At 64.8% G+C, this 20,825-nt stretch carries 19 protein-coding genes; 5 read left to right on the forward strand and 14 right to left on the reverse strand.

The features are described from left to right. The first annotated feature begins 9 nt into the window (after positions 1-9). Together ACFULT_RS23610 and ACFULT_RS23615 are read left to right on the forward strand one after the other, a co-directional pair. Positions 10-447 (forward strand): Lrp/AsnC family transcriptional regulator, encoded by a 438-nt coding sequence (locus ACFULT_RS23610; protein WP_037111212.1) that lies wholly within the window; start codon positions 10-12, stop codon positions 445-447. Beyond that, positions 444-1,532 (forward strand): lysylphosphatidylglycerol synthase domain-containing protein, encoded by a 1,089-nt coding sequence (locus tag ACFULT_RS23615; protein ID WP_037111211.1) that lies wholly within the window; start codon positions 444-446, stop codon positions 1,530-1,532. Before ACFULT_RS23610 ends, ACFULT_RS23615 begins: the two co-directional genes overlap by 4 nt. Here the strand turns inward: ACFULT_RS23615 and ACFULT_RS23620 are convergent. After that, positions 1,481-4,186 (reverse strand): molybdopterin-dependent oxidoreductase, encoded by a 2,706-nt coding sequence (locus tag ACFULT_RS23620; RefSeq protein WP_378482706.1) that lies wholly within the window; start codon positions 4,184-4,186, stop codon positions 1,481-1,483. The two genes, ACFULT_RS23615 and ACFULT_RS23620, sit on opposite strands and share 52 nt — an antisense overlap. Next, positions 4,180-4,995, reverse strand: coding sequence for an FAD binding domain-containing protein (locus ACFULT_RS23625; RefSeq protein WP_094719076.1), 816 nt, complete (start codon positions 4,993-4,995; stop codon positions 4,180-4,182). The genes ACFULT_RS23620 and ACFULT_RS23625 overlap by 7 nt, the downstream gene beginning before the upstream one ends. 277 nt (positions 4,996-5,272) lie before the next feature. On the opposite strand from ACFULT_RS23625, the gene ACFULT_RS23630 reads away from it, so the two are divergent. Together ACFULT_RS23630 and ACFULT_RS23635 are read left to right on the forward strand one after the other, a co-directional pair. Next, on the forward strand, positions 5,273-6,823 hold the full coding sequence (locus tag ACFULT_RS23630) for a PucR family transcriptional regulator (RefSeq protein WP_378482707.1): 1,551 nt from the start codon (positions 5,273-5,275) through the stop codon (positions 6,821-6,823). A 10-nt stretch (positions 6,824-6,833) separates the two neighbouring features. After that, positions 6,834-7,463, forward strand: a complete 630-nt coding sequence (locus ACFULT_RS23635; RefSeq protein ID WP_378482708.1) for a DUF2461 domain-containing protein — start codon at positions 6,834-6,836, stop codon at positions 7,461-7,463. Between the two features lie 10 nt (positions 7,464-7,473). On the opposite strand, the gene pucL is transcribed toward ACFULT_RS23635, so the two are convergent. The 4 genes from pucL to ACFULT_RS23655 are packed head-to-tail and all read right to left on the reverse strand — an operon-like array spanning position 7,474 to position 11,136. Continuing rightward, the gene (pucL, locus tag ACFULT_RS23640; RefSeq protein ID WP_037111204.1) at positions 7,474-8,394 is read right to left on the reverse strand and encodes a factor-independent urate hydroxylase; all 921 of its coding nucleotides are present in this window, start codon (positions 8,392-8,394) and stop codon (positions 7,474-7,476) included. A gap of 1 nt (position 8,395) precedes the next feature. Further along, the gene (uraH, locus tag ACFULT_RS23645; protein ID WP_037111203.1) at positions 8,396-8,722 is read right to left on the reverse strand and encodes a hydroxyisourate hydrolase; all 327 of its coding nucleotides are present in this window, start codon (positions 8,720-8,722) and stop codon (positions 8,396-8,398) included. Next, the gene (gene uraD, locus ACFULT_RS23650; RefSeq protein ID WP_019666165.1) at positions 8,719-9,222 is read right to left on the reverse strand and encodes a 2-oxo-4-hydroxy-4-carboxy-5-ureidoimidazoline decarboxylase; all 504 of its coding nucleotides are present in this window, start codon (positions 9,220-9,222) and stop codon (positions 8,719-8,721) included. The genes uraH and uraD overlap by 4 nt, the downstream gene beginning before the upstream one ends. 9 nt (positions 9,223-9,231) lie before the next feature. Next, positions 9,232-11,136, reverse strand: a complete 1,905-nt coding sequence (locus tag ACFULT_RS23655) for a solute carrier family 23 protein (protein WP_378482709.1) — start codon at positions 11,134-11,136, stop codon at positions 9,232-9,234. A gap of 164 nt (positions 11,137-11,300) precedes the next feature. Here ACFULT_RS23655 and ACFULT_RS23660 point away from each other — a divergent pair, with 164 nt between their 5' ends. Further along, entirely contained in the window at positions 11,301-11,834 is a 534-nt protein-coding gene (locus ACFULT_RS23660) for an NTP transferase domain-containing protein (RefSeq protein WP_037111201.1), read from the forward strand. 72 nt (positions 11,835-11,906) lie between these two features. Here the strand turns inward: ACFULT_RS23660 and nhaA are convergent, their stop codons facing one another. The 8 genes from nhaA to ACFULT_RS23700 all read right to left on the reverse strand — a co-directional run bounded on the left by nhaA (position 11,907) and on the right by ACFULT_RS23700 (position 20,816). After that, positions 11,907-13,238, reverse strand: coding sequence for a Na+/H+ antiporter NhaA (nhaA, locus tag ACFULT_RS23665; protein WP_378482710.1), 1,332 nt, complete (start codon positions 13,236-13,238; stop codon positions 11,907-11,909). 127 nt (positions 13,239-13,365) lie between these two features. Continuing rightward, a complete protein-coding gene (locus tag ACFULT_RS23670) occupies positions 13,366-14,058 on the reverse strand; it encodes a haloacid dehalogenase type II (protein ID WP_037111199.1) in 693 nt (230 codons plus the stop codon). Beyond that, a complete protein-coding gene (locus ACFULT_RS23675; RefSeq protein WP_094626514.1) occupies positions 14,055-14,486 on the reverse strand; it encodes a DUF1707 domain-containing protein in 432 nt (143 codons plus the stop codon). Before ACFULT_RS23675 ends, ACFULT_RS23670 begins: the two co-directional genes overlap by 4 nt. 37 nt (positions 14,487-14,523) lie before the next feature. Next, positions 14,524-16,317, reverse strand: a complete 1,794-nt coding sequence (locus ACFULT_RS23680) for an acetyl/propionyl/methylcrotonyl-CoA carboxylase subunit alpha (RefSeq protein ID WP_378482711.1) — start codon at positions 16,315-16,317, stop codon at positions 14,524-14,526. A gap of 146 nt (positions 16,318-16,463) precedes the next feature. Then, positions 16,464-17,939, reverse strand: a complete 1,476-nt coding sequence (locus ACFULT_RS23685; protein WP_094653791.1) for a condensation domain-containing protein — start codon at positions 17,937-17,939, stop codon at positions 16,464-16,466. Between the two features lie 90 nt (positions 17,940-18,029). Then, positions 18,030-18,434, reverse strand: a complete 405-nt coding sequence (locus ACFULT_RS23690) for a SufE family protein (protein ID WP_037111193.1) — start codon at positions 18,432-18,434, stop codon at positions 18,030-18,032. Positions 18,435-18,456: 22 nt separating this feature from the next. Continuing rightward, a complete protein-coding gene (locus ACFULT_RS23695; RefSeq protein ID WP_094719070.1) occupies positions 18,457-19,353 on the reverse strand; it encodes a sulfurtransferase in 897 nt (298 codons plus the stop codon). A 74-nt stretch (positions 19,354-19,427) separates the two neighbouring features. Beyond that, on the reverse strand, positions 19,428-20,816 hold the full coding sequence (locus ACFULT_RS23700; protein ID WP_378482712.1) for a condensation domain-containing protein: 1,389 nt from the start codon (positions 20,814-20,816) through the stop codon (positions 19,428-19,430). Positions 20,817-20,825 lie beyond the last annotated feature (9 nt).

The following is a 20,825-nucleotide window of genomic DNA, read 5'->3' on the forward strand; positions in this document are numbered from 1 at the left end:
ATTGCGCAGGTGAGTGAAAACCTCGACCGGATCGACCGGTTGATCATCGACGAACTCGTCGCAGACGGCCGCGCGACCCTTGCGACTCTGGCCGAGAAGGCAAGCCTGTCGGTGTCGGCGGTGCAATCGCGTGTGCGCCGTCTGGAATCGAGACGAGTCATTCGTGGCTACACCGCACAGGTCGACTCGGAAGCGTTGGGGCGACCGCTGTCTGCGTTCGTTGCGATCACCCCCATCGATCCGGCGCAGCCCGACGACGCGCCTGCCCGCCTCCGGCACATCACCGCGATCGAGTCGTGTCACTCGGTCGCCGGTGAGGAAAGCTACGTCCTGTTGGTGCGAACCTCGTCACCGCGTGCACTCGAACATCTGCTTCAGGACATTCGAGCGACCGCGAACGTTCGTACCCGCAGCACCATAATTCTGCAGACGTTCTACGACCGATGACGCGGTCGGGAGTGCGCAAGGTTGTCTCCGCCGTCCTGTCGTACGGAGTGGTCGGACTGGTGATGTGGCTCCTCTACCGGACCGTCGGTAACTCCGGTGCAGTGTCCGACGCCATCGGATCCATCTCCCTCACCCACGTTCTCGTCGTCTCCGGTCTCGGTCTCGTCTACCTCGCATCGATGTTCAAGCCCATGACCTACACTCTCCCGGGGCTCGACCTGCCGCGTGCCGGGGTAGCGCGAACCGCGTCGTCGGCGCTCGCCAACACTGTCCCCGAAGGTGGCACCGTCGCAACGGGATTGACGTTTGCGATGTATCGATCGTGGGGGTTCACGCTCGCCGCGAGCACTACCTCGATTCTCGCCGTGGGGTTGTGGACCAACCTTTCGCGCTACGGAGTCATGGCGATCGCGCTCGTCGTACTCGTCGTGTTCGGCTCGGTGTCCGGGTCGGTGGTGTGGATTGCCGTCGGCGCGTGCGTGGTCGTGACGGCCATCTGCGCATCGATCGGATGCATCCTGACGAGCGATCGATTTGCTCGTGCCCTCGGCCGGCTGCTCACACGGATGCGCGGTGCCATAGCCAAGCGCATCACCAGAATCCAGGCTCGGGACATGGAGGAGCAGATCGCGCACTTCCGCGCCGACCTACTCGCCGAAGTTCGGACGTCCTGGAGGTCGCTGACGGCCACGATGGTACTGACGCAGGTGCTCGGCGCGACAGTGCTCGGTGTGTCGGTTCGGATGGCCGGTCTAGAGCACGACGACATCGGGTGGGACAGAATCTTCGTGGCGTTCGGGGCGATGTCGCTCGCAGCGTTCGTTGCCCCGACGCCGGGTGGCCTCGGCGTCGCCGAGGCCGCGTTGATCGCCGTGCTCGGGGTCGGGTTGTCCACCGGTCAGCAGGCGGAACTCGTTGCGGCCGTGTTGGTGTTCCGATTCGCGACGTGGTTCCTTCCCATTCCCATCGGCCTTGTCTCCTACCTCTACTGGCGGCTGACGACGAACTGGAAGGTCTTCCAGACGCCCCGTTCTCAGCCGTCGAGTGAGCGCCAGACCCGATCCGAGGAGAGCGGAAGGGCATGAAGCCGTGATCCGATCGCATCCTTGATTGCATTCGCCAGCGCCGGGGCGACCGGGTTGTACGGTGATTCGCTCATCGACTTGGCGCCGAACGGGCCGAGCTGGTCGTACGTGTCGGCGAAGTACACCTCGGTCGGAGGGATGTCGGCGAATTGCGGGACGTGGTAGCTGCGAATGGAATCGGTGACGACCGTGCCCGCCCCGTCGGTCTGGATCTCCTCGTACAACGCCGAACCGATGCCCTGAGCCACGCCGCCTTCGACCTGGCCACGGCACTGTTGGGGATTCATGACGGTGCCTGCGTCGGCGCTCTGGATCGACTGCAGGATGCGGACGGTGCCGGTGCTCTCCTCGATTGCGACGCGGAAGGCGTGGACGTTGAACGCCAACGAGCGGGGGACGCCGCCACTGTCACCCGACGCCGTCAGTGTCCCGCCCGCTGCGGCGAGGACACCGGACAAAGACATGAAGCGATCCGCGCAGTGCACACCCTCCGGCCCGAGGATGCATGTCTCCGGCGCGACGCCGAACGCCGACGCAGCAACGTCGCTGATGCGTTCGGAGAGGAGCCTGACCGCTGCCAGGAGCGCTTTGCCCGCCACGACGGTCCCGGCCGATCCGAAGGCACCCGTGTCGTATGTCGCGGAATCGGTGTCGGACTGCCGGACGACGATCCGGTCGGGAGACGTGGCGAGTTCCGTCGCGGCGATCTGCGTGTGCACCGTAGTCGTCCCATTGCCGAACTCTGCTGTGCCGATGCCGATCTCGTAAGTTCCGTCGTGACCGAGCGATACGGTGACCTCCGCGAAGTGTCCACGCGGCGGGATGGTTGCGATCATCGCGATCGCCATTCCCTCGCCGACCTTCCATCCCGGTGGAGCTCCGACACCGTTGCCCTCCCTCAACGCGCGCTCGGCGAGGTCGAGACACTGGTCCAGGCCGTAGCTTCCGAACATCAGATCGTCTCCCTCGACATGCGCGGCCACGAGGGGATCACCCGGCACCACGACGTTGCGGCGTCGGAACTCGAAGGGATCGATGTCCAGCTCGCGTGCCAGATCGTCGATGGCGGACTCGACCGCGAAGATCACCTGGCCCAGCCCGTACCCACGAAACGCGCCGGACGGAATGTTGTTGGTGTACACGGACTTCGCGTCGACACGCTTGTTGGCGCATCGATAGACGGCGACCGATTCTCCGCACCCGTGGAACATGACGCCGGGGGAGTGGTTTCCGTAGGCCCCTGCGTCGGTCATCACGTCGACCGCCAGCGCGGTCAGGACGCCGTCGGCCGTGCCTGCCACCGTGACGTCGACCTGGAACGGGTGACGGCACGGTGAGACGGTGAACTCGTCGCCGCGGGTGAACTCGAACTGGACGGGCGAGCCCGTTCTCAACACTGCGAGTGCAACGATGTCCTCGGTCAGCAATTCCTGCTTCCCGCCGAATCCACCGCCGACGCGGGCGGTGAACACCCGGACGCGGTCGGGGCGAAGACCGAAGATCTCGCAGATTTCGTTGCGCACCAGGAACGGGACCTGCGTGCTCGTCCGCAATGTCAGGCGCCCGGCGTCGTCGATCCATCCGATCGTGCCGTGCGTCTCGAGATGAACGTGCTGGATTCGTTGTGTGGTGAATCGGCCGGTGACGACGGCATCGGCATCGGCGACGGCAGCGTCGACGTCGCCGATTCCACCGTGCAGTTCGGCAACGAGATTGCGCGACGGGTCCGCGATCCTCGACTCCTGCCCCTTGTCCGCATGCACGAGCGGCGCCCCGGGTAGCGAGGCTTCCTCAGGATCGAACACCGCTGGCAGGACCTCGTACTCCACCTCGAGCGCTCGGCACCCTGCCTCGGCATCGGCCAGGGTCTCTCCGACGACCACGGCGACGCGTTGCCCCTTGAAACGCATCACCGTGTCGATCACACGAGTGTCGTCCGGGTCGTCCGTCCGCTGCTCGTGACGGGCGGTGGAGAACAGCCGGTCCGGGCTGTCCGCGGAGGTCAAAACCAGTCTGACTCCGGGTAGCGCCTCGGCCGCCGACGTGTCGATCGATACCACTCGGGCGTGCGGATGTGGGCTGCCCAGAACACTGGCGTGCAGAAGCCCGGTCGGCGTGATGTCGAGTGTGTATTCCTCGGTTCCGGTGACGATTCGCGTCGCTGCAGGAGCAGACAGTGACCGACCCGACGACGGACCGTCGGTGACCTTCTCGGTGTTCACCACGCCGTGCACCGCGTCGGCGATGCTGCGATACCCGGTGCAGCGGCACAGGTTGCCCTTGAGCTTCTGCGCGAGATCGTCGCGGGGCAGATCCACTCCTTCGTCGAGCGTCGACGCCGTGACCACCATGCCCGCTGTGCAGAAACCGCATTGGAAGCCGCCCGCGTCGACGAATCGTCGCTGGACAGGATGCAGGTCCTCGGGAGTGCCCAGCCCCGCGACGGTGGTCACTTGTCGATCGGCGGCACGAAACGCCGGGAAGATACAGGAATGCACCGGCTCTCCGTCGACAAGCACCGAACAGGCGCCGCAATCCCCGGCGTCGCACCCCTTCTTGACCTCGAAATGCGCGTGATCACGCAACATGGTGCGCAGGCATTGTCCTGGGCGAGGGGAACATTCGGTGGGTGTTCCGTTGATGCCGACTAGCACGTCAGTTCCTCCAGAATCTCCGCAGCCGAGCCGATCGTGATGTGTCGACGCCAATCCGGCGCTCCGTGGGGGTCGTCGTACCAGGCAGTGTCGGGAATACTCGCGGCGAGAGTTCCTCTCAACTCGTCCTGGCTCGGCAGCCCGGGAAAGCGAAGTACGTACGGGCGTCTCGTCGCGGCCGTCACGCTGATGACGAACTGTTCGTCGGCATCGCGACGCCCGATGACCACCGTCGCGGAGCGTCCGAGCGGGGAGAGGGCGACTTTCCGGAAAGCGGTTGTCGCGGAAAGCGACTCGGCGGTGAAGCGAACGCTGCGCAGCACGTCGCCCACCCGCAGGGCATTCTCGTGGGGCCCGGTCACCATGTCGACCACCGGGACGGTGTACTCGGAACCGTCGTCCGCCCAGACCGTCGCGACGCCGTCCAGAGCCGTCGCGAGTGAGATCATCGCACCCGCGGGCAGAGAGAGACAGATGTTGCCTCCGACGGTGGCGACCTTCCAGATCTTGAACGACGCCAGCAATGCTGTCGCACACTGGGCGAACAACCCGGTCGCCGGCCAGTCCCGCTCGACGCTCGCCGACGCAAGTGTCTCGATCGTGCAGGTCGCCGCGACGGTCAATCCGGCGTCGTTCACCACGAGCGGCGGCCAACCCAGACCGGTGATGTCGACCAGACGCGTCAGATGGTCCTGTTTCTCCGACATCAACCAGGTTCCACCGGCAATGACCGCAGTGTCGTCGCGGCCGGGAGGAACATCGGACCGCATGCGTGGAATCACCACGTCGGCAATCGTTCCCAGGTCCATCCTTCACTGCCTTCCTGTGCCGCAGGAGCGGAGCCTGCGGAGTGACCCTTCCAAGCCGCAGGAGCGGAGCCTGCGGAGTGACCCTTCCAAGCCGCAGGAGCGGAGCCTGCGGAGTGACCCTTCCAAGCCGCAGGAGCGGAGCCTGCGTGACCTGATGCGAACTCTAGTGAACATCTGTTACGACGGCGGCGTACTGATGCGATACGACCGAAACGCGACCGAAACACTCCGCGGATATTGTCCGTTCCTACAAAGCCGGGGAACGTCGGAGGTGAACATGCAGGTCAAAGACCTGCTCGCGGTTCCGGAGTTCGGCATCCGCATGCTGACCACGGACACGGCGGCGTACGAGCGAACCGTCAAATGGACGTTCACGACCGATCTACCGGACCCGTCTCGCTACATCGCGGGCGGCGAGTTGGTCATCACCGGACTCGTGTGGCGCCGAGCGCCCGAGGATTCGGACGCGTTCGTTCGGGCAGTGTTCGACTCGGGCGCTGTGGCATTGGCCGCCGGCGAGGGGTTGCTCGGCCACGTTCCGGTCGATCTCGTCGACGCGTGCGAGCGGCACGGACTTCCACTGCTCGCCGTACCGGCATCGGTGTCGTTCGGCGATCTGACGGAGTTCCTCGTCGACCGGGTGTCGGGCGACAGGATTGCCGCGTTGAACACCTCGCTCATGCGACAACGGCAGCTCCTGACGGCTGTCGCCGACGGCCGTGCCCTCGACGAGCTGGCCGTCCACACCACACGCGAGACCGGAATGCAGTGCTCGATCTTCACCGCGACCGGGCGTCGACTCGTCGTCGAAGCGACCCCCTTCTCCGACGAGGACGTCGATGCGCTGACCCGCTGCGCCCTGTCCGCCGACAGCCTGCCCGCGACGGTCACCCTCGCAGGAGGCCGCGTCCACAGCATCTTCGGTGTCGGTGCGGCGCTGTCCACCAGAGCAATGCGCTGGTTTCTCGCCGTCTCCGGTGACTACCGGACCTTCGGGCCGGCGATCTCCGACGCCTTCGGCCAGCTCGCGTCGATCGCCGCTCTCGATCGCGCTCGCAGGGAGGAAGGCCGCCTCGTGCGAAGCGAAATCGCCGACCAGGCCGTGCGATTGCTGGAAGAGGACTGGTCCACATCCGAGACGCTCGTACGGCTTCGCCAAGCCGGCGTCGATCCCGAACAACCACTCGTCGTGATCAGTGCGGTCTTCGTCGGTCGAGGTGACATGCACGAACTGCTCAGGACCGTTCTGTCGGACACTCTGACGTCCTTCGGCGGTGGATGCGTCGGTGGCGGCAGCCGCGGTGACATCGTCGGGATCGTGACAACCAAAGCCGTCGACATCGTGCCCGTTCTGCGGACGAGACTGCGCAGGCTGGCTGCGGGGATCGGGAGGAGCAGGCTCGTGGTCGGCGTCAGTTCCGAGGTGACAGGCTCGGCACTCGAAGGAGCGATTCATTCCGCTCGTCACGCGTCGGACGTGGCGAGGGCGAGTGAGAAACAGGTCGCTGTCGTCGCCGCGGGCGACCTGGACTCGGCGGTGTCGCTGGTGTCGATTCTTCCCGACCGTGTCCGACGCGAATACGCCGAGCGTGTCCTCGGTCCGGTGCTGCGCTACGACGGCGACTCCGGACTTCTCGACACCCTGCGCGAATTCCTGGCCCAGGGCGGGTCGTGGAACAAGACAGCCGATGTGCTTCACGTCCATCTCAACACCGTCCGCTACCGGATCAAGCGTGTCGAAGAACTGCTCGGCCGTGATATGGGGTCCACGGTGGACCGCGTCGACGTCTACCTGGCACTGCAATCGGTGGCACCGCCGCACACCTAGAATCGTCCCCATGGCTTTCACGGGGATTCCTTTCGCCGCTCTCGACTTCTACGAGGACCTGGAAGCGGACAACAGCAAAGTGTGGTGGAACGCCCACAAGGACGTCTACCAACACTCGGTGAAAGAACCGATGACGGCGCTACTTGCCGAACTCGAGTCCGAGTTCGGTCCTGCGAAGATGTTCAGGCCGTACCGAGACGTCCGATTCTCGAAGGACAAGACGCCCTACAAAGCGCACCAGGGTGCGTTCGTCGCGCGGGGCTCGGCCCTGGGGTATTACGTCCAGATCGACCCGGCCGGGCTCTTCGTCGCGGGCGGCTTCTACCACGCGGACGCCGACGGAATCGCCCGGTTCCGCGGCGCCGTCGACACCGAGGTGCGCGGGACCGAACTCGAGAGCATCGTCGCCGCGATGCAGAAAGCAGGCTTCGAGATCAGCGGCGATCAGCTCAAGACCAAACCCCGAGGGTACGACGCCGACCACCCGCGGATCGATCTGCTCCGCCACAAGACCCTGACCGTCAGCAGGCATTTCGGTTCGCCGGCCTGGCTCGAAACACCGAAAGCCGCTGCACGGGTCCGTGAGTCGTGGCGGAAGATGGCCCCTCTCGTCGAGTGGGCCGAGCAGGTTCTGCAGTAGCTACCGGTGCTCAGCCGACCACCGAATAGGTGCGCCACGCACTGCCGGCGTCCGGGGCGTCCTCGCGCTCGACGGTCGCCTGGATCAAACCGTAGGGTCGATCGTCGGCGTTGAACACCTCGTTGTCGTTGGGGACACCGAAACGTGCTGTGTCGTACAGGAAATGATGCTTGTTCGGTGCCGACATCCGAATCTCTGCGATGAACGGATACTTCTGCAGTACCGCCTCACCCATCGCGTACAACGTCTGCTGCAGTGCAAGCGACTGCAGATTGGCGAAACGCTCGATCATCGCAGCCTTCACGCCCGCGTGGACTCCGTCCCAGTCCACGTCGGTGCGAGTGTAGCGCCACTGTGCGGTGAGAGACGTCGCCATCACCCGGTCGTGGGTCGGCTCGAGCACGGTCAGCTCGTCCTCCAGGAAGCCCGCGAACTCCGACCCGGTGGACTTGAGGATGATCAGTTCCTTGAAACCGCTGACGACCCAGGTCTTCTGGTGTTCGCCCTTGCCTTCGACGGTCACCGCGGACGTGCGGATCTCCTCACCCTTGCGTGTCCACGTGTGGTTGTGCTCGGCTCCGTCGACGACCACCCGCTGCCAGGCGTACTCCTCGAGCTCGATGCGGGCGCCCTCTACCGGCTCGACATCGTCGACGTAATGCCGGGCGAGGTCGAGCCCGTAACTTTCGATGTGCAACAGGCCCTTGGCCTTGGCGTACGTGTACGCCGTCTGCTTCTGCGTGTCCGTCGGTAGAACGTTCGACTGATCGCCGACGAGGTGAGCGGGTGAGAAGTCGCCGCGCAGCGCACTCGAAACGTTGATGTCGTGGATCTCGTGTCGCGGAGTGTCGCGGTAGATCCGTACGACTCGGTTCTCGGCTTTACCGTATTGGTTGGCCCCGAGGACGATCTTGCCGTTCAGGTCGGTCATCTCAGCTCCCGCGATAGGTGGAATAGGCGAACGGGGACAACAACAATGGAACGTGGTGGTGCGCATCCGGGTCGGTCACAGCGAACGAGATCGACACCTCCGGATAGAACGTCGCCGTGCCGTGGACGTCGAAGTAGCTGCCGGTGTCGAAAGACAGACGGTAGGTGCCGGCATCGAGCGGTCCGGGCACCAGCTCCGGCACCCGTCCGTCGGCGTCGGTGGCGGCTGTCGCGATCTGTCCGTCCACCGGATGGAACAGCGCGACTCGTATCCCGACTGCGGGAGTCCCGGCGACCGCGTCGAGAACGTGCGTGCTGATCCCGCTCACTGCTGCGGCCCCAGTACACGATTGAGCCGAATTCTGTTGATCTTGGCCAGTTCCACGCGCAGCACCCGTCGCTCGGTTTCGGGGTCGTTCCCCAATCTCTCTTCGAGGATAGCGAGCAACTCCGTCGCCGACCGTCCGGTGGCGCACACCAGGTACACGTGCCCGAACTGCGCCTCGTACTTGCGATTGGCCTCGGCGAGCTCGGCCAGTACATCCGATCCTGCACTCTGCACAGCCGCCTGTTCGCGCTGAGAGGAGCTGTTGTCCGCCCGCCCGCCGATCCTGGGGTGGCCGTCGAGCGCCTGGTCGATCTCCGCTTCCGGGAGCTCGGCGAGCACTCGATCGGCACGGTCCAGCAGTTGATCTCGGGACGAGAACGGCCGAGACCCGGCGACCCGTCGAGCCCAGATCGACGACGAGCAGCACTCGAACAGAGCGTGCATCGCCTGTCGGTCCGACAGTTCGTTGAACCCGTCCAGACCTATCCATTCGTGTAACAACGCATCTCGCTATCTGTGCTCGGTCAGCCGACCGAAGCGGGCGGCGGCGATGGGGTTGGCGTCGGCGACCAGGTCGTCGAAGCGATAGTTCGCGATCTTGGCGATCTCGATCATCGCGAACGATCGCTCGGCCGCGACTGCATTCTCCATGCGCGACCACCCGTTGGCGAGAACTCTGTCGTAGCGTTCGGTCTCCCTGGCGCAGATCACGAGCGGAAATCCGAAGTGTTGCCGGTACTCCGCCGCAAGTTGGACGATGCTGTCGTGCTCGTCTTCCTCCAGATTGGACAGTCCGACGTGATCTGCCGCGTGCAGCGTTCCCGTCGCATCCTCGCTGCCGAGGTCGGGGTAACTGTTGATCAGCTCCACCTGCTCCTCCGTCGTCCCGGCCAGCAAGGATTCCTGGAACGCCTCCCGCAGGCTGTGCGCGTCGGCGAACGGTGCCTGCTGGTACGCGCGCTCGACCACCCACGGGGTGCCCTGGACCAAACCGCCGAACGTCGAGGCGAATTCGTCGGGAGTCATCGCGTTGACCTTGTCCAGGGTGATTCCCTTGCCCGGTCCACCTGCCACGGCCTGGCCGCGACTGCCGAGATGGAAGAACAACACGTTCAACACGATCGCCGTGACGGCTCCGAGGACGATACCGCTGCCGAAGAGCATCTCGAGCCATGCAGGCACGCCCTGGGACACCGTCGGTTGGATCGTCACCAACATCGCGAGGCCCAGGCTGGTTGCCACGATGATCAAATTGCGGTGGTCGGTGAAATCGACCTTGGACAGCGTCTGGATTCCCACCACGGCAACCGTCGCGAACAGAGCCAGCGCCGCACCGCCGAGCACGGGCGGCGGGATCGACGCAACGACCGCGGCGGTTTTCGGCAGTAGCCCCAGCAGAATCATGATTGCGCCCGCCGCCGCCACGACCCACCGGCTCCGAACTCCCGTGAGACGCACCAGTCCGACGTTCTCCGAGAACGCGGTGTAGGGGAACGAGTTGAACGTCCCGCCGATCACCGTCGCCACGCCGTCCGCGCGCAGGGTTGCCGCTATGTCGTCCTTTTTGATCCGCTTCCCGACGATTTCGCCGGTGGCATAGACACTTCCGGTGGTTTCGACGGCAATGATCAGCATGACGACGATCATCGAGATGATCGCGATGACGCTGAACTTCGGAGCGCCGAACAGGAACGGCTGCGTGAAGCCCACCCACGATGCGTCACCGGTGCCGTCGAAGCTCATGTCTCCCAGAACGAACGCGACGGCGCTTCCGATCACCAAACCGAGCAACACCGCGATGGTCGCCATGAATCCTTTGAAGAAGCGCTGGATCAGCACGATGATCAACAGGGTGCCGATGGCGTACGCCATCCATCGTCCGTTCGTCGGATCCTGCTCGTGCGTGGCGGGATTGGTCACCGCGTCGTTGACGGCGACGGGGAGCAGTGCGACGCCGATGATGGTGATCACCGTCCCGGTCACGACGGGCGGGAAGAACCTCAGAAGCTTGCTGAAGTACGGCGCCATGAAGAACGTGACGAGCCCCGCGACGATGACGGCTCCGTAGACGTACAGCAACCCCTCGGTGCCGCCGCCGTTCGCCATCGCTATCGCGATCACCGGTGACACTCCGGCGAACGTCACGCCCTGCAGAAGTGGGAGGCGCACGCCGATCTTCCAGAACCCCACGGACTGGATGATCGACGCGATTCCGCACGTGAACAGGTCGGCGTTGATCAGGTGAATCAACTGTTCGTTGGTCAGTCCGATCGCGCTGCCGATGATGATCGGCACCAGCACGGCGCCCGCATAGAACGCGACCACATGCTGGAAGCCGTACGCGGCGAGTTTGGGGACGGGCAACACTTCGTCGACAGGATGAACACGGCGACGCTTGATCGGTAGAACGGACATGTGGGCACCTCGCGGTAGCGAACAGATATCGAAGTCCTGCCACGCTGCAGGAGAAGTGATAACAGAATCCGCCATCGCAGGAGATGCCGCGAGTCGAGCGGGCACAATAATGATCGGCCGTCCGGCCGCAGTCGTTGTGCGAATGTCCAAACGGAGGGTGCGCGGTGGTTCCAGATGCAGTCGGGGTGCTGCTGGCCGCAGGTGCAGGACACCGATACGGCTCGCCCAAGGTCCTCGCCCACGACGGCGACTGGCTGGCCGCGGCCGTACAGGCATTGATGGACGGAGGTTGTGCCGACGTGGTGGTCGTTCTCGGTGCCGCCGACGCCGACGTCCCCGCACCCGCTCGCGCCGTGTTCGCAGCCGACTGGCAGGAAGGCATGAGCGCGTCACTGAAGGCCGGTCTCGCCGCCGCAGGCGACGCAGAATTCGCCGTCGTCCACGTGGTGGACACCCCCGACGTCGGCGCGGAGGTGGTGCGCGCCGTCCTGGCAGCAGCAGACGCCACCGGACTCGCACGGGCAGTGTTCGACGGATCTCCCGGTCACCCGGTGGTGTTCGGACGCGAGCACTGGGCCGCAGTCGCCGCCGGCGCAACGGGGGACAAGGGAGCCCGAGAATTTCTCCGCAATCGCGACGACGTCATCGCCGTCGAATGCTCGCGCTGGGCAACCGGTGTGGATCACGACTATCGATGACTTCGTACCGGGTTGTCAACGAGAACACGAGGTCCGCGTGTGGACGTCGGGACGACTGAAGGAAGTCGCTTCTCAGGGGTTTCGCTGCTGATAAACGTCAGGAATCCCGTCCTGGTCGTCATCTCGCGTCTCGTCCTCGTGAATCTTCCGGTACACCGTGTTGCGCGCTCGAAGGAGGGCCGAGGCCAGCAGGGCCGCCATGATCGATCCTGCGAGCACACCGATCTTGACGTGGTCGTCGCGTTCGGTGCCTGGTCCGAAGGCGAGGTCGCCGATCAGCAGCGACACGGTGAATCCGATGCCGGCAAGCATGGAGATTCCCACGACGTCCACCCACCTGACGGTGCTGTCCAGCGATGCTCTGGTGAGTTTCGAGAGCAGGAAGGTGACGCCGAAAATCCCGACGGTCTTGCCGATCACCAGGCCTGCAATGATTCCGAGTGCGACGGGGTCGGTGATCGCGCTGGTCAGTCCGCTGAAACCGCCGACAGTCACGCCTGCCGCGCAGAAAGCGAACACAGGAACAGCGACGCCGGCGGAGAGAGGGCGAATGCGGTGTTCGAAGTGTTCGGCCAGTCCGGGGCCGGCATCGGGTCCGCCTGCCGCACGGCTTCGAACCACGGGAACCGCGAACCCCAGTAGTACTCCTGCGACGGTGGCGTGGATGCCCGACTCGTGTACCAACACCCACGTGACGACTGCGAGCGGGATGAGGATCCACCACGATCGTATTCGTTTCTGAACGGCGATCGTGAACAGACCGAGAGGGATCACAGCGAGAGCGAGCGCTACGAAGTTCACCTCGTCCGTGTAGAAGATCGCGATGACGGTGATCGCGAGTAAGTCGTCGACAACGGCGAGAGTAAGAAGGAACGTCCTCAGTGCAGTGGGTAGATGGGTCCCGATCACGGCGAGAATGGCCACAGCAAACGCGATATCGGTCGCTGTGGGAATGGCCCATCCCTGCAGCGCGCCGTCACCGGTGTTGCGGTTAACGAGCACGAAAATCAGTGCGGGAACTATCATTCCGCCGACCGCGGCCGCGATGGGAAGCGCTGCGCGCTTCGGATCGCGGAGGTCGCCCGCGACGAACTCGCGTTTGAGTTCGAGGCCGACGACGAAGAAGAAGATCGCGAGCAGTCCGTCGGCTGCCCACGTCGAGACGGTGAGATTCAGATGAACCGAGGACGGCCCGATCGTGAAGTTCATCAAGGTTCGGTAACTGTCGGACAACGGCGAGTTCGCCCAGACGAGTGCCGCGACGGCAGCGACGAGTAGTAGAACTCCGCCTACCGTTTCTTTGCGGAGTACTGCGGCGATACGACTGGCTTCGGACCACGAACCGCGGGAGAACAGTGTTCGCGGTGTCGGAGATGTCGGCATGATGGCCTTTCGCAACGTCATCACCCACAGCAGTGGGGCAACGACTTTCGGGCATGGTCAATTCATGCCGACCAGACTTCCCGGCGCACCGAGGGACAACTCTAGCGGGGTTGGTTGCAGACGTGTAATCGAGCGATTCTCGATCTGTTCAGCATCCCAGCGCCGAAGCCAGTTCGACGATCGACGAAACGCTATGAGTCCAGTCCGACTCCGCCGTCAGATCCGTCGACTGAGAAGGTCCGTGCTCGGTGGGGCGGGCGATGAAGGCGGTCTGGAATCCGCATGCACGCGCCGCGTCGAGGTCACTGTTGTGCGCGGCGACCATCATGCAGTGCTCCGGTGGGACACCGAGGAGGTCGGCTGTGCGGAGGTATGCCTCGGGGCTCGGCTTGTAGGCGCGCACCGGCTCGGCGCCGAGAATCGCGTCCCACGGCAATCCGGCGTTCTTCGCCATGTCCAACAGCAGCGAGATGTTGCCGTTGGAGAGGGGAGCGATGACGAACTGCGACTTCAACCGCTCGAGTCCGGAGACCGAGTCCGGCCACGGTGTCAGTCGATGCCATGCACTGTTCAACTCCGCAACGGCCTCGGCGGGCAAACGCACGCCGAACTCGTCGAGCACCGTCCGCAGGCTTTCGAGGTGAAGCACGTCGAGACGGACGAACTCCCGTGCACCGGACCGGACTTCCTCCATCGACGGTTGGTAGAGACTGCGCCAACGGTCGGCGAACGCGTAGGAGTCGACGCCGTCGGGCACTGCGTGCGCACACTGAGCCGCAACGCTGGTTCTCCAATCGACGACCGTGCCGAAGACGTCGAAGAGAAGTACTTTCGCCGTCACCGATCGCGCCGCCTGGAGCGATCGCCACCGAACAGCAGGGCACCGGTCAGAGGAATGAGTAGGAAGAACAACCAGCTGTTGGACACCGGCACCACGAAGAACAGGATCAGCGCGACTATCGGTGCGGCTGCCAGGGTGGCTTTGCGCCAGTCCCAGCCATCCACCACCGCCGGGGCTGCCGGTTCTACGGTGGGTTCCGCCGACTTCGAGATATCCAGTGGCCGAGACGCCGTCGGTGCCAGCGAGGGGGTGGGGAGATCGGTGAAAACAGAATCCAACTCGCCACGCGTTGTCGCTGCCGTCACCACTGCGCTGCGCTCGTCGAACTCGGGGAGAGTGAGGCGCCCGTCGCTCAGGTGCTGACTCAGGTTGGAGAGCGCCTGCTCGCGTTCGGCGGTACCAATGCGAACGTCCGGGTTGTCGGCCATGACAGACAGACTAACCCGGACGTCGCTTTCTTTCGTACTACTTCAGTTCCGCGAGGACGGTGCCCTGGGTGATGGCAGATCCTGGTTGGACGGCGAGCCCGGTGACGACGCCTGCTTTGTGGGCGTTGACGGGGTTTTCCATTTTCATGGCTTCGAGGACGGCGATGAGGTCGCCTTCGGCGACTTCCTGGCCTTCTTCGACGGCGACCTTGACGACGGTGCCCTGCATGGGTGCGGTAACAGCATCACCTGATGCAGCTCCGGCTCCTGCTCCGCCGCGCTTGCGGGCCTTGGGCTTCCGACGGATCGCGCCGTCACCGGCGTTGCCACCGCCACCGAGGGAGAATTGGCCGGGCAGGGAGACCTCGACGCGTCGGCCACCGACCTCGACGACGACAGCCTGACGCGGCAGAACCTCGTCCTCGTCCAACGCTTCGCCGGCGGTGAACGGGGGAACCTGGTTGTCCCATTCGGTTTCGATCCAGCGGGTGTGGACGTCGAAGGATTCCCCGTTACCGATGAACGCGGGATCGGAGACGACGGCAGCGTGGAACGGGATGACCGTGGCGAGGCCATCGACGGTGAATTCGGCCAACGCGCGACGGGAGCGTGCGAGGGCTTCCTCGCGGGTGGCGCCGGTGACGATCAGCTTGGCGAGCATGGAGTCGAACTGGCCACCGATGACGGAGCCGGATTCGACACCGGAATCGACGCGCACACCGGGGCCGGACGGCGCGACGAACGTGGTGACCGGGCCGGGGGCGGGCAGGAAGCCACGGCCTGCGTCTTCACCGTTGATGCGGAATTCGAAGGAGTGTCCGCGCGGGGTGGGGTCCTCGGTGATGGACAGCTCTTCGCCGTTGGCGATGCGGAACTGCTGCAGCACCAGGTCGATGCCGGAGGTTTCTTCGGTGACCGGGTGTTCGACCTGCAGGCGGGTGTTGACCTCGAGGAAGGAGACCAGGCCGTCCTGTCCGACGAGGTACTCCACGGTCCCGGCGCCGTAGTAGCCGGCCTCTTTGCAGATGGCCTTGGCGGAGGAGTGGATCTCGGCGCGCTGGGCGTCGGTGAGGAACGGTGCGGGTGCTTCCTCGACGAGCTTCTGGAAGCGGCGCTGCAGGGAGCAGTCGCGGGTGCCGGCGACGACGACGTTGCCGTGTTGGTCGGCGATGACCTGTGCTTCGACATGGCGGGGCTTGTCGAGGTAGCGCTCGACGAAGCATTCGCCGCGGCCGAAGGCTGCGACGGCTTCGCGGGTGGCGGAGTCGAACAGTTCGGGGATTTCTTCGCGGGTGCGGGCGACTTTCATGCCGCGGCCGCCTCCGCCGAAGGCGGCTTTGATGGCGATGGGGAGGCCGTGTTCGTCGGCGAAGGCGAGGATTTCGTCGGCGTCCTTCACCGGTTCCGCGGTGCCGGGAACGGAGGGGGCTTTGGCGCGTGCGGCGATGTGGCGGGCGGTGACCTTGTCGCCGAGGTCGCGGATGGACTGCGGGGAGGGTCCGATCCAGATCAGGCCTGCGTCGATGACGGCCTGGGCGAAGTCGGCGTTCTCGGAGAGGAAACCGTAGCCGGGGTGGATGGCGTCGGCACCGGACTTGGCTGCGGCATCGAGGAGTTTGTCGATGACCAGATACGATTCCGCCGAGGTCTGGCCGCCGAGGGCGAAGGCTTCGTCGGCGAGGCGGACGTGGGGGGCGTCGGCGTCGGGTTCGGCATAGACCGCGACACTTCTCAGGCCTGCATCTGCTGCTGCTCTGATCACCCGAACTGCAATCTCGCCGCGGTTGGCGACGAGAACTTTGGTGATATGCGCACTGGCATGGCTGGGCACTGAGCCTCCTGTGGTGTCGAGTGTTCCGTGCTGGCCGTTTGGTGCCGCACTGGTACGAGCGTCTCTTCGGAGTTTAAGCACAGGCCCGAACACAACCGAAACTGGATGGTGATTATGGGGAGCCTCCCCAAAAATCGAGTCACTACCTACTGATTGGTAGCAATCGGGCCGGTACCGGACGCGTCCAGGCTGTACGAGCGCCCTGCTCGACCGAGGAGTGCGTAACTGCCGGTGTCGACCACCTCGTCGACGATCCGGCGAAGTGCGCCGACGTACTGATGGACGTTCGACGTCGCCTCCTCGGTGTTGGGGTAGCGCGCCGAGATGTTGATCCCGCGCGGTGTCCGGTTGATCCAGATGTAGACATCGTGGTCGTACTGCCTGCTACGTAGCGCGCGTGCATTCCAGTCGTGCCAGTTCTCGGCCATGGGGGCGAACCGCACGTCCATGAAGGAGACGACGAAACGCGGTTTCGCCGACGTGTCCAAAGCCCGGAAGACTCGATCGAGGGGAACCCGGGCAACAGGTTTGGTCGCCGTGACCTGCTCGGTTGCCTGAGCCACGATGGAACCGAACGACTCCGCGTCGGCGATGTCGAACGACAACGGGCACAGTCCGACGAACCATCCGAGAGAGGACACCCAGTGCGGCTGGTCGCGGGTGTGGACCGGAGTGATGGTGCGAAACCGAGTGTCGCCGGAGAGTTCTGCGCCCGCGACAGCCAACGCGGCGAGCAGGCCGGAGAACAGGCTGTTTCCGGTCTTCCGACACGCCACCGAGAAGGCGTCCGCCCGCTCCGCGTCGAGGATCCACGCCGACAGGCCGCTCTGCGGAGCGTGCATCCCGCCCGGTCGACCGATGTCCAGCGGGAACGCAGGCAGCTCACCGTTGCCCTCGTCCAAGAAGTGCTTCCACGCCAGAACGGCATCGTGCGTGTTTTCCAGTTCCTCGTGCACACGTCTCTCGGACACACCGAAGTCGAGGTACGAACCTGCCTCGAACAACCCGGCAGGCACCTGATCCTTGGCCTCCGCATACAGCGCCGAGATCTCGTGAGCGACGAGAACGGTGGACAGTCCGTCGATGATCGAGTGGTCCGCGGCGAAGAAGACAGTGACGCGATTCGGGGCTTCCTCGGCCAGCGGCTCGAGCGTCACGAACGCGTAGGCGGGCCACGCCAGTGGTGACGTGAACTCGTCGAACAGGTATTGAAGGTGCTCGTAGACCTCACCGGACTGAACGCAGCGTTCCTGCTCCACCTGCCAGATGTCGATGGCACCCTCGGCTGCGGTGACACGAGACAGTGCGCCGGAGTTCTCGTCGATCGACGCGTGCGAGCGCATCGATTCGTGACGGTCGATCCACGCGAGGACGGCGCGCCGGAACGCAGGCTTGTCCAGCGGGGCGTCGATCTCGAATGCTGCGCCTAGCCAGCTCTCCCGCCCTCGCCTCGGGCTGGCGAGGCTGGAGCGTAGATGCGCCTCGTGGACGTACGACGTGGGTCGGCTGTCCGGCTGCCACCCGGCCAGAACCGGAGTGGTGGCGTGCGGCCCGACGCTGGGAATCCACTCGGTGATGGTTCCAGCGGGGATGGCGTAGTCAGCCAGCTCGGTGAACTCCATGCGGCACTGACCATCTTTCCCGGTGACTTGAACAGACAACTACTGCAGCCGAGTGTACCGAGCCCGAAGTGTATCGATCAAGACGACCGGTCACCTCAGGTGTCGTTTGATGCGCGCCAGCATCGCGGACATGCCGCGCAGCCGGAGCGGACTCACCGCGTCACCCAACCCGAGTGCCAGATAGAAGTCGTCCGGTACGTCCAGAATGTCCTGCGCAGAGTGACCGTCGAGGCCCTGGTGCAGGATCGACGCGAAGCCCCGCGTCGTCGGTGCCTCCGGTGGCGCGCTGAAGTACAGCTGCACACGGTCGCGGTCGTCGGCGTCGACGGAGAGAAACAGCGGGGACTGGCACTCCGGGACGGGCTCCATCGCTGCCTGCTCGAGATGGGCAGGCAGCTCGGGAAGCTCACGACTGAACTCGAGCAGCAACTGAAGCTTGTCCTGGCCACCGACCGCAGCGAAGTCGTCGACGATCTCGGCCAGGGTGTCGGGCATGCCCTGAGATTCGGCCACAGTGCTACTTCTTCGTCGGTGCGTCGCCGGGCTCCTCGCCACGGACGATCGGAACACGAACCGCGTTGCCCCACTCGGTCCACGAGCCGTCGTAGTTGCGGACCGATTCGTGCCCGAGCAGATGCGTCAGAACGAACCAGGTGTGGCTGGACCGCTCACCGATACGGCAGTACGCGATGACTTCGTCGTTCGCAACGACGTCTCCGTAGATCTCGTCCAGTTCCGCGCGTGAACGGAAACGGCCGTCCGCTGCCGCTGCCTTGGCCCACGGAATGCTCGTGGCGGTCGGGATGTGTCCGCCGCGCAATGCGCCCTCTTCCGGGTAATCCGGCATGTGTGTGCGTTCGCCGGTGTATTCGGCTGGTGAACGGACGTCCACCAGCGGAACGGACCCGAGCGCAGACAGAACATCCGACGCGTACGCCCGGATGGGGGCGTCGTTCCGCTCGACGACCGGGTAATCCGTGGCCGGGTACTCGGGAACATCGAGCGTCGTCTCACGGATCTCCGCAAGCCACGCGTCGCGCCCACCGTCGAGCAGACGCACGTCCTCGTGGCCGAAGAGCGTGAAGACCCAGAGTGCGTACGCAGCCCACCAGTTGCTCTTGTCTCCGTAGATCACGACGGTGTCGTCGCGGGAGATCCCCTTCCGGCGCATCAGTGCCGCGAACTGCTCGCCGTCGATGTAGTCCCGCGTCACGGGATCGTTCAGGTCCAGATGCCAGTCGATCTTGACTGCGCCGGGAATATGTCCCACGTCGTACAGCAAGACGTCCTCGTCGGATTCGACGACCTTGAGGCCGGGAGTTCCGATATGGGCGGACAGCCACTGCGTGGACACCAGGCGATCCGGGTGCGCATAGTCGGCGAAGGCGGGGGTGGGATCTGCTGCTATGGGCACTTCTTCTTCGCTCCTACTGAGAATTCGAGAGGGAGATGAGCAGTTCGCCGGGTGACGAGCTGACTGCATCGATCCTATGCGCTCGGGCCCAGAAGCAAGAGGTCACTGGTGTCCACCGGGTCCGATGCCGCGGCACGGACGACCGACACCAGTGCTCGAACGAAACGTTCGATCACGATGTGCGCCTGCGTCGTGTCCGGAAAACGCGAACGAAGCGCAAGCCCGTCCCCGGTCCGCGACACCCAGAACTGAGCGTCGTCGGCAGTGGTGACGTTGCTGATGTGATGCGCGTTGCGGCCGGTGGCGTCGGCTCCGGGCAGACGCCGGTAGTCGACGTAGGAGATCATGAAGACGTCGCCGCGGCCGCGTGTGAGCGTGTCGCCCACTGCTTCGAGGACGCGGGGTATCGGAACGGTCCCGAGCTCGAGCGCGTCACGAAAGGACGACTGTGCCGAGGCGAGTGTGTCCGCGAACGTCTCGAACACCTCGATGCTCATCGGTGCGTTGGTGGTGAACCACCCGATCGCGTGTTCGTACCGGGCTTCGCGACGGGTGTGCAATGGAAAGAGAAGCGGAAGAGTGCCAGGGCCACCGATGTCCGAAGACGCCTGCGCCATCGCGGCGGCGATCGAGGCGAAACTGCCGGCGCCCAGAGTTCGACAGGTCTGTTCGAACGCCGAGGCCTCGGCGGCGTCGGCCAGGTGGTGCACGGTCGTGGCCTGAGGGGCCCGAGAACCGGACGGCACGCCGAGGGCGAACGGAAATTCGGGTGTCCGGTTCCCACAGCTCGCAAAGAAATTCGACCACGCCTGCAGACGAGGATCCGTGAGATCGACCACGGGCGCGGCGATTTCGGCCGCACAGAAGTCGACGAAACTTCCTACCTCGGGAAGGGCCGCCGCGTCCTGTAGGCGGTGTGCCGCGTACAGACGCGAGATCTCCTCGGCCGCCACCGTCATCGAGACTGCATCGACGTGAGCGTGATCGAAACCGCACACCACCGTCGAGCGGCTCGTGCGGCTCACTGCTGCGAACGAATACGACGGAATGCGGGTGGGGTGGCACAGGACGTTCAGCTGGGCGCGGAGGTGCTCGGTGAGGGCCTCGGAGTTGTCGATCGTCACCGACGTCGGTGCCGCGACGTCGACCTCGTGTGGCTCGTACACGCGTCGACCGACGACGCCGTCTCGGGCGGCGAAGGAGGTCCGCAGAGCCGGGTGGCGGCGTACGAAGGCGCTGAAAGCGGAGGTGAGAGCGCCGATGTCGATCGGTCCGTCGACGTCGAAAGCGACCGCGATCCACACCGATGCCGTGTCACTGTCGACCGTAGGTTCGAGTGCGGACGACAGGTGGAAGCTCTGATTGAACGACGGCGGAACGGTCGACGCAGTACCTGCGCCCATCACGATCGGCCAGTCCAGGTACAGCCCCGGCGCGGTGGTGAAGTCGGCTATCGAGGTCACTTGCACCGG

Origin of the sequence: Rhodococcus sp. NPDC057297 (assembly GCF_042667435.1) — a bacterium.
GTDB lineage: Bacteria > Actinomycetota > Actinomycetes > Mycobacteriales > Mycobacteriaceae > Rhodococcoides.

Bases quoted from the DNA above. Each gene is read 5' to 3' on its own strand.
- ACFULT_RS23615 (WP_037111211.1), top strand. From the start codon at position 444: ATGACGCGGTCGGGAGTGCGCAAGGTTGTCTCCGCCGTCCTGTCGTAC.
- ACFULT_RS23625 (WP_094719076.1), bottom strand. From the start codon at position 4,995: ATGGACCTGGGAACGATTGCCGACGTGGTGATTCCACGCATGCGGTCC.
- ACFULT_RS23630 (WP_378482707.1), top strand. From the start codon at position 5,273: ATGCAGGTCAAAGACCTGCTCGCGGTTCCGGAGTTCGGCATCCGCATG.
- ACFULT_RS23635 (WP_378482708.1), top strand. From the start codon at position 6,834: ATGGCTTTCACGGGGATTCCTTTCGCCGCTCTCGACTTCTACGAGGAC.
- pucL (WP_037111204.1), bottom strand. From the start codon at position 8,394: ATGACCGACCTGAACGGCAAGATCGTCCTCGGGGCCAACCAATACGGT.
- ACFULT_RS23655 (WP_378482709.1), bottom strand. From the start codon at position 11,136: ATGTCCGTTCTACCGATCAAGCGTCGCCGTGTTCATCCTGTCGACGAA.
- nhaA (WP_378482710.1), bottom strand. From the start codon at position 13,238: ATGACGTTGCGAAAGGCCATCATGCCGACATCTCCGACACCGCGAACA.
- ACFULT_RS23675 (WP_094626514.1), bottom strand. From the start codon at position 14,486: ATGGCCGACAACCCGGACGTTCGCATTGGTACCGCCGAACGCGAGCAG.
- ACFULT_RS23685 (WP_094653791.1), bottom strand. From the start codon at position 17,939: ATGGAGTTCACCGAGCTGGCTGACTACGCCATCCCCGCTGGAACCATC.
- ACFULT_RS23690 (WP_037111193.1), bottom strand. From the start codon at position 18,434: ATGCCCGACACCCTGGCCGAGATCGTCGACGACTTCGCTGCGGTCGGT.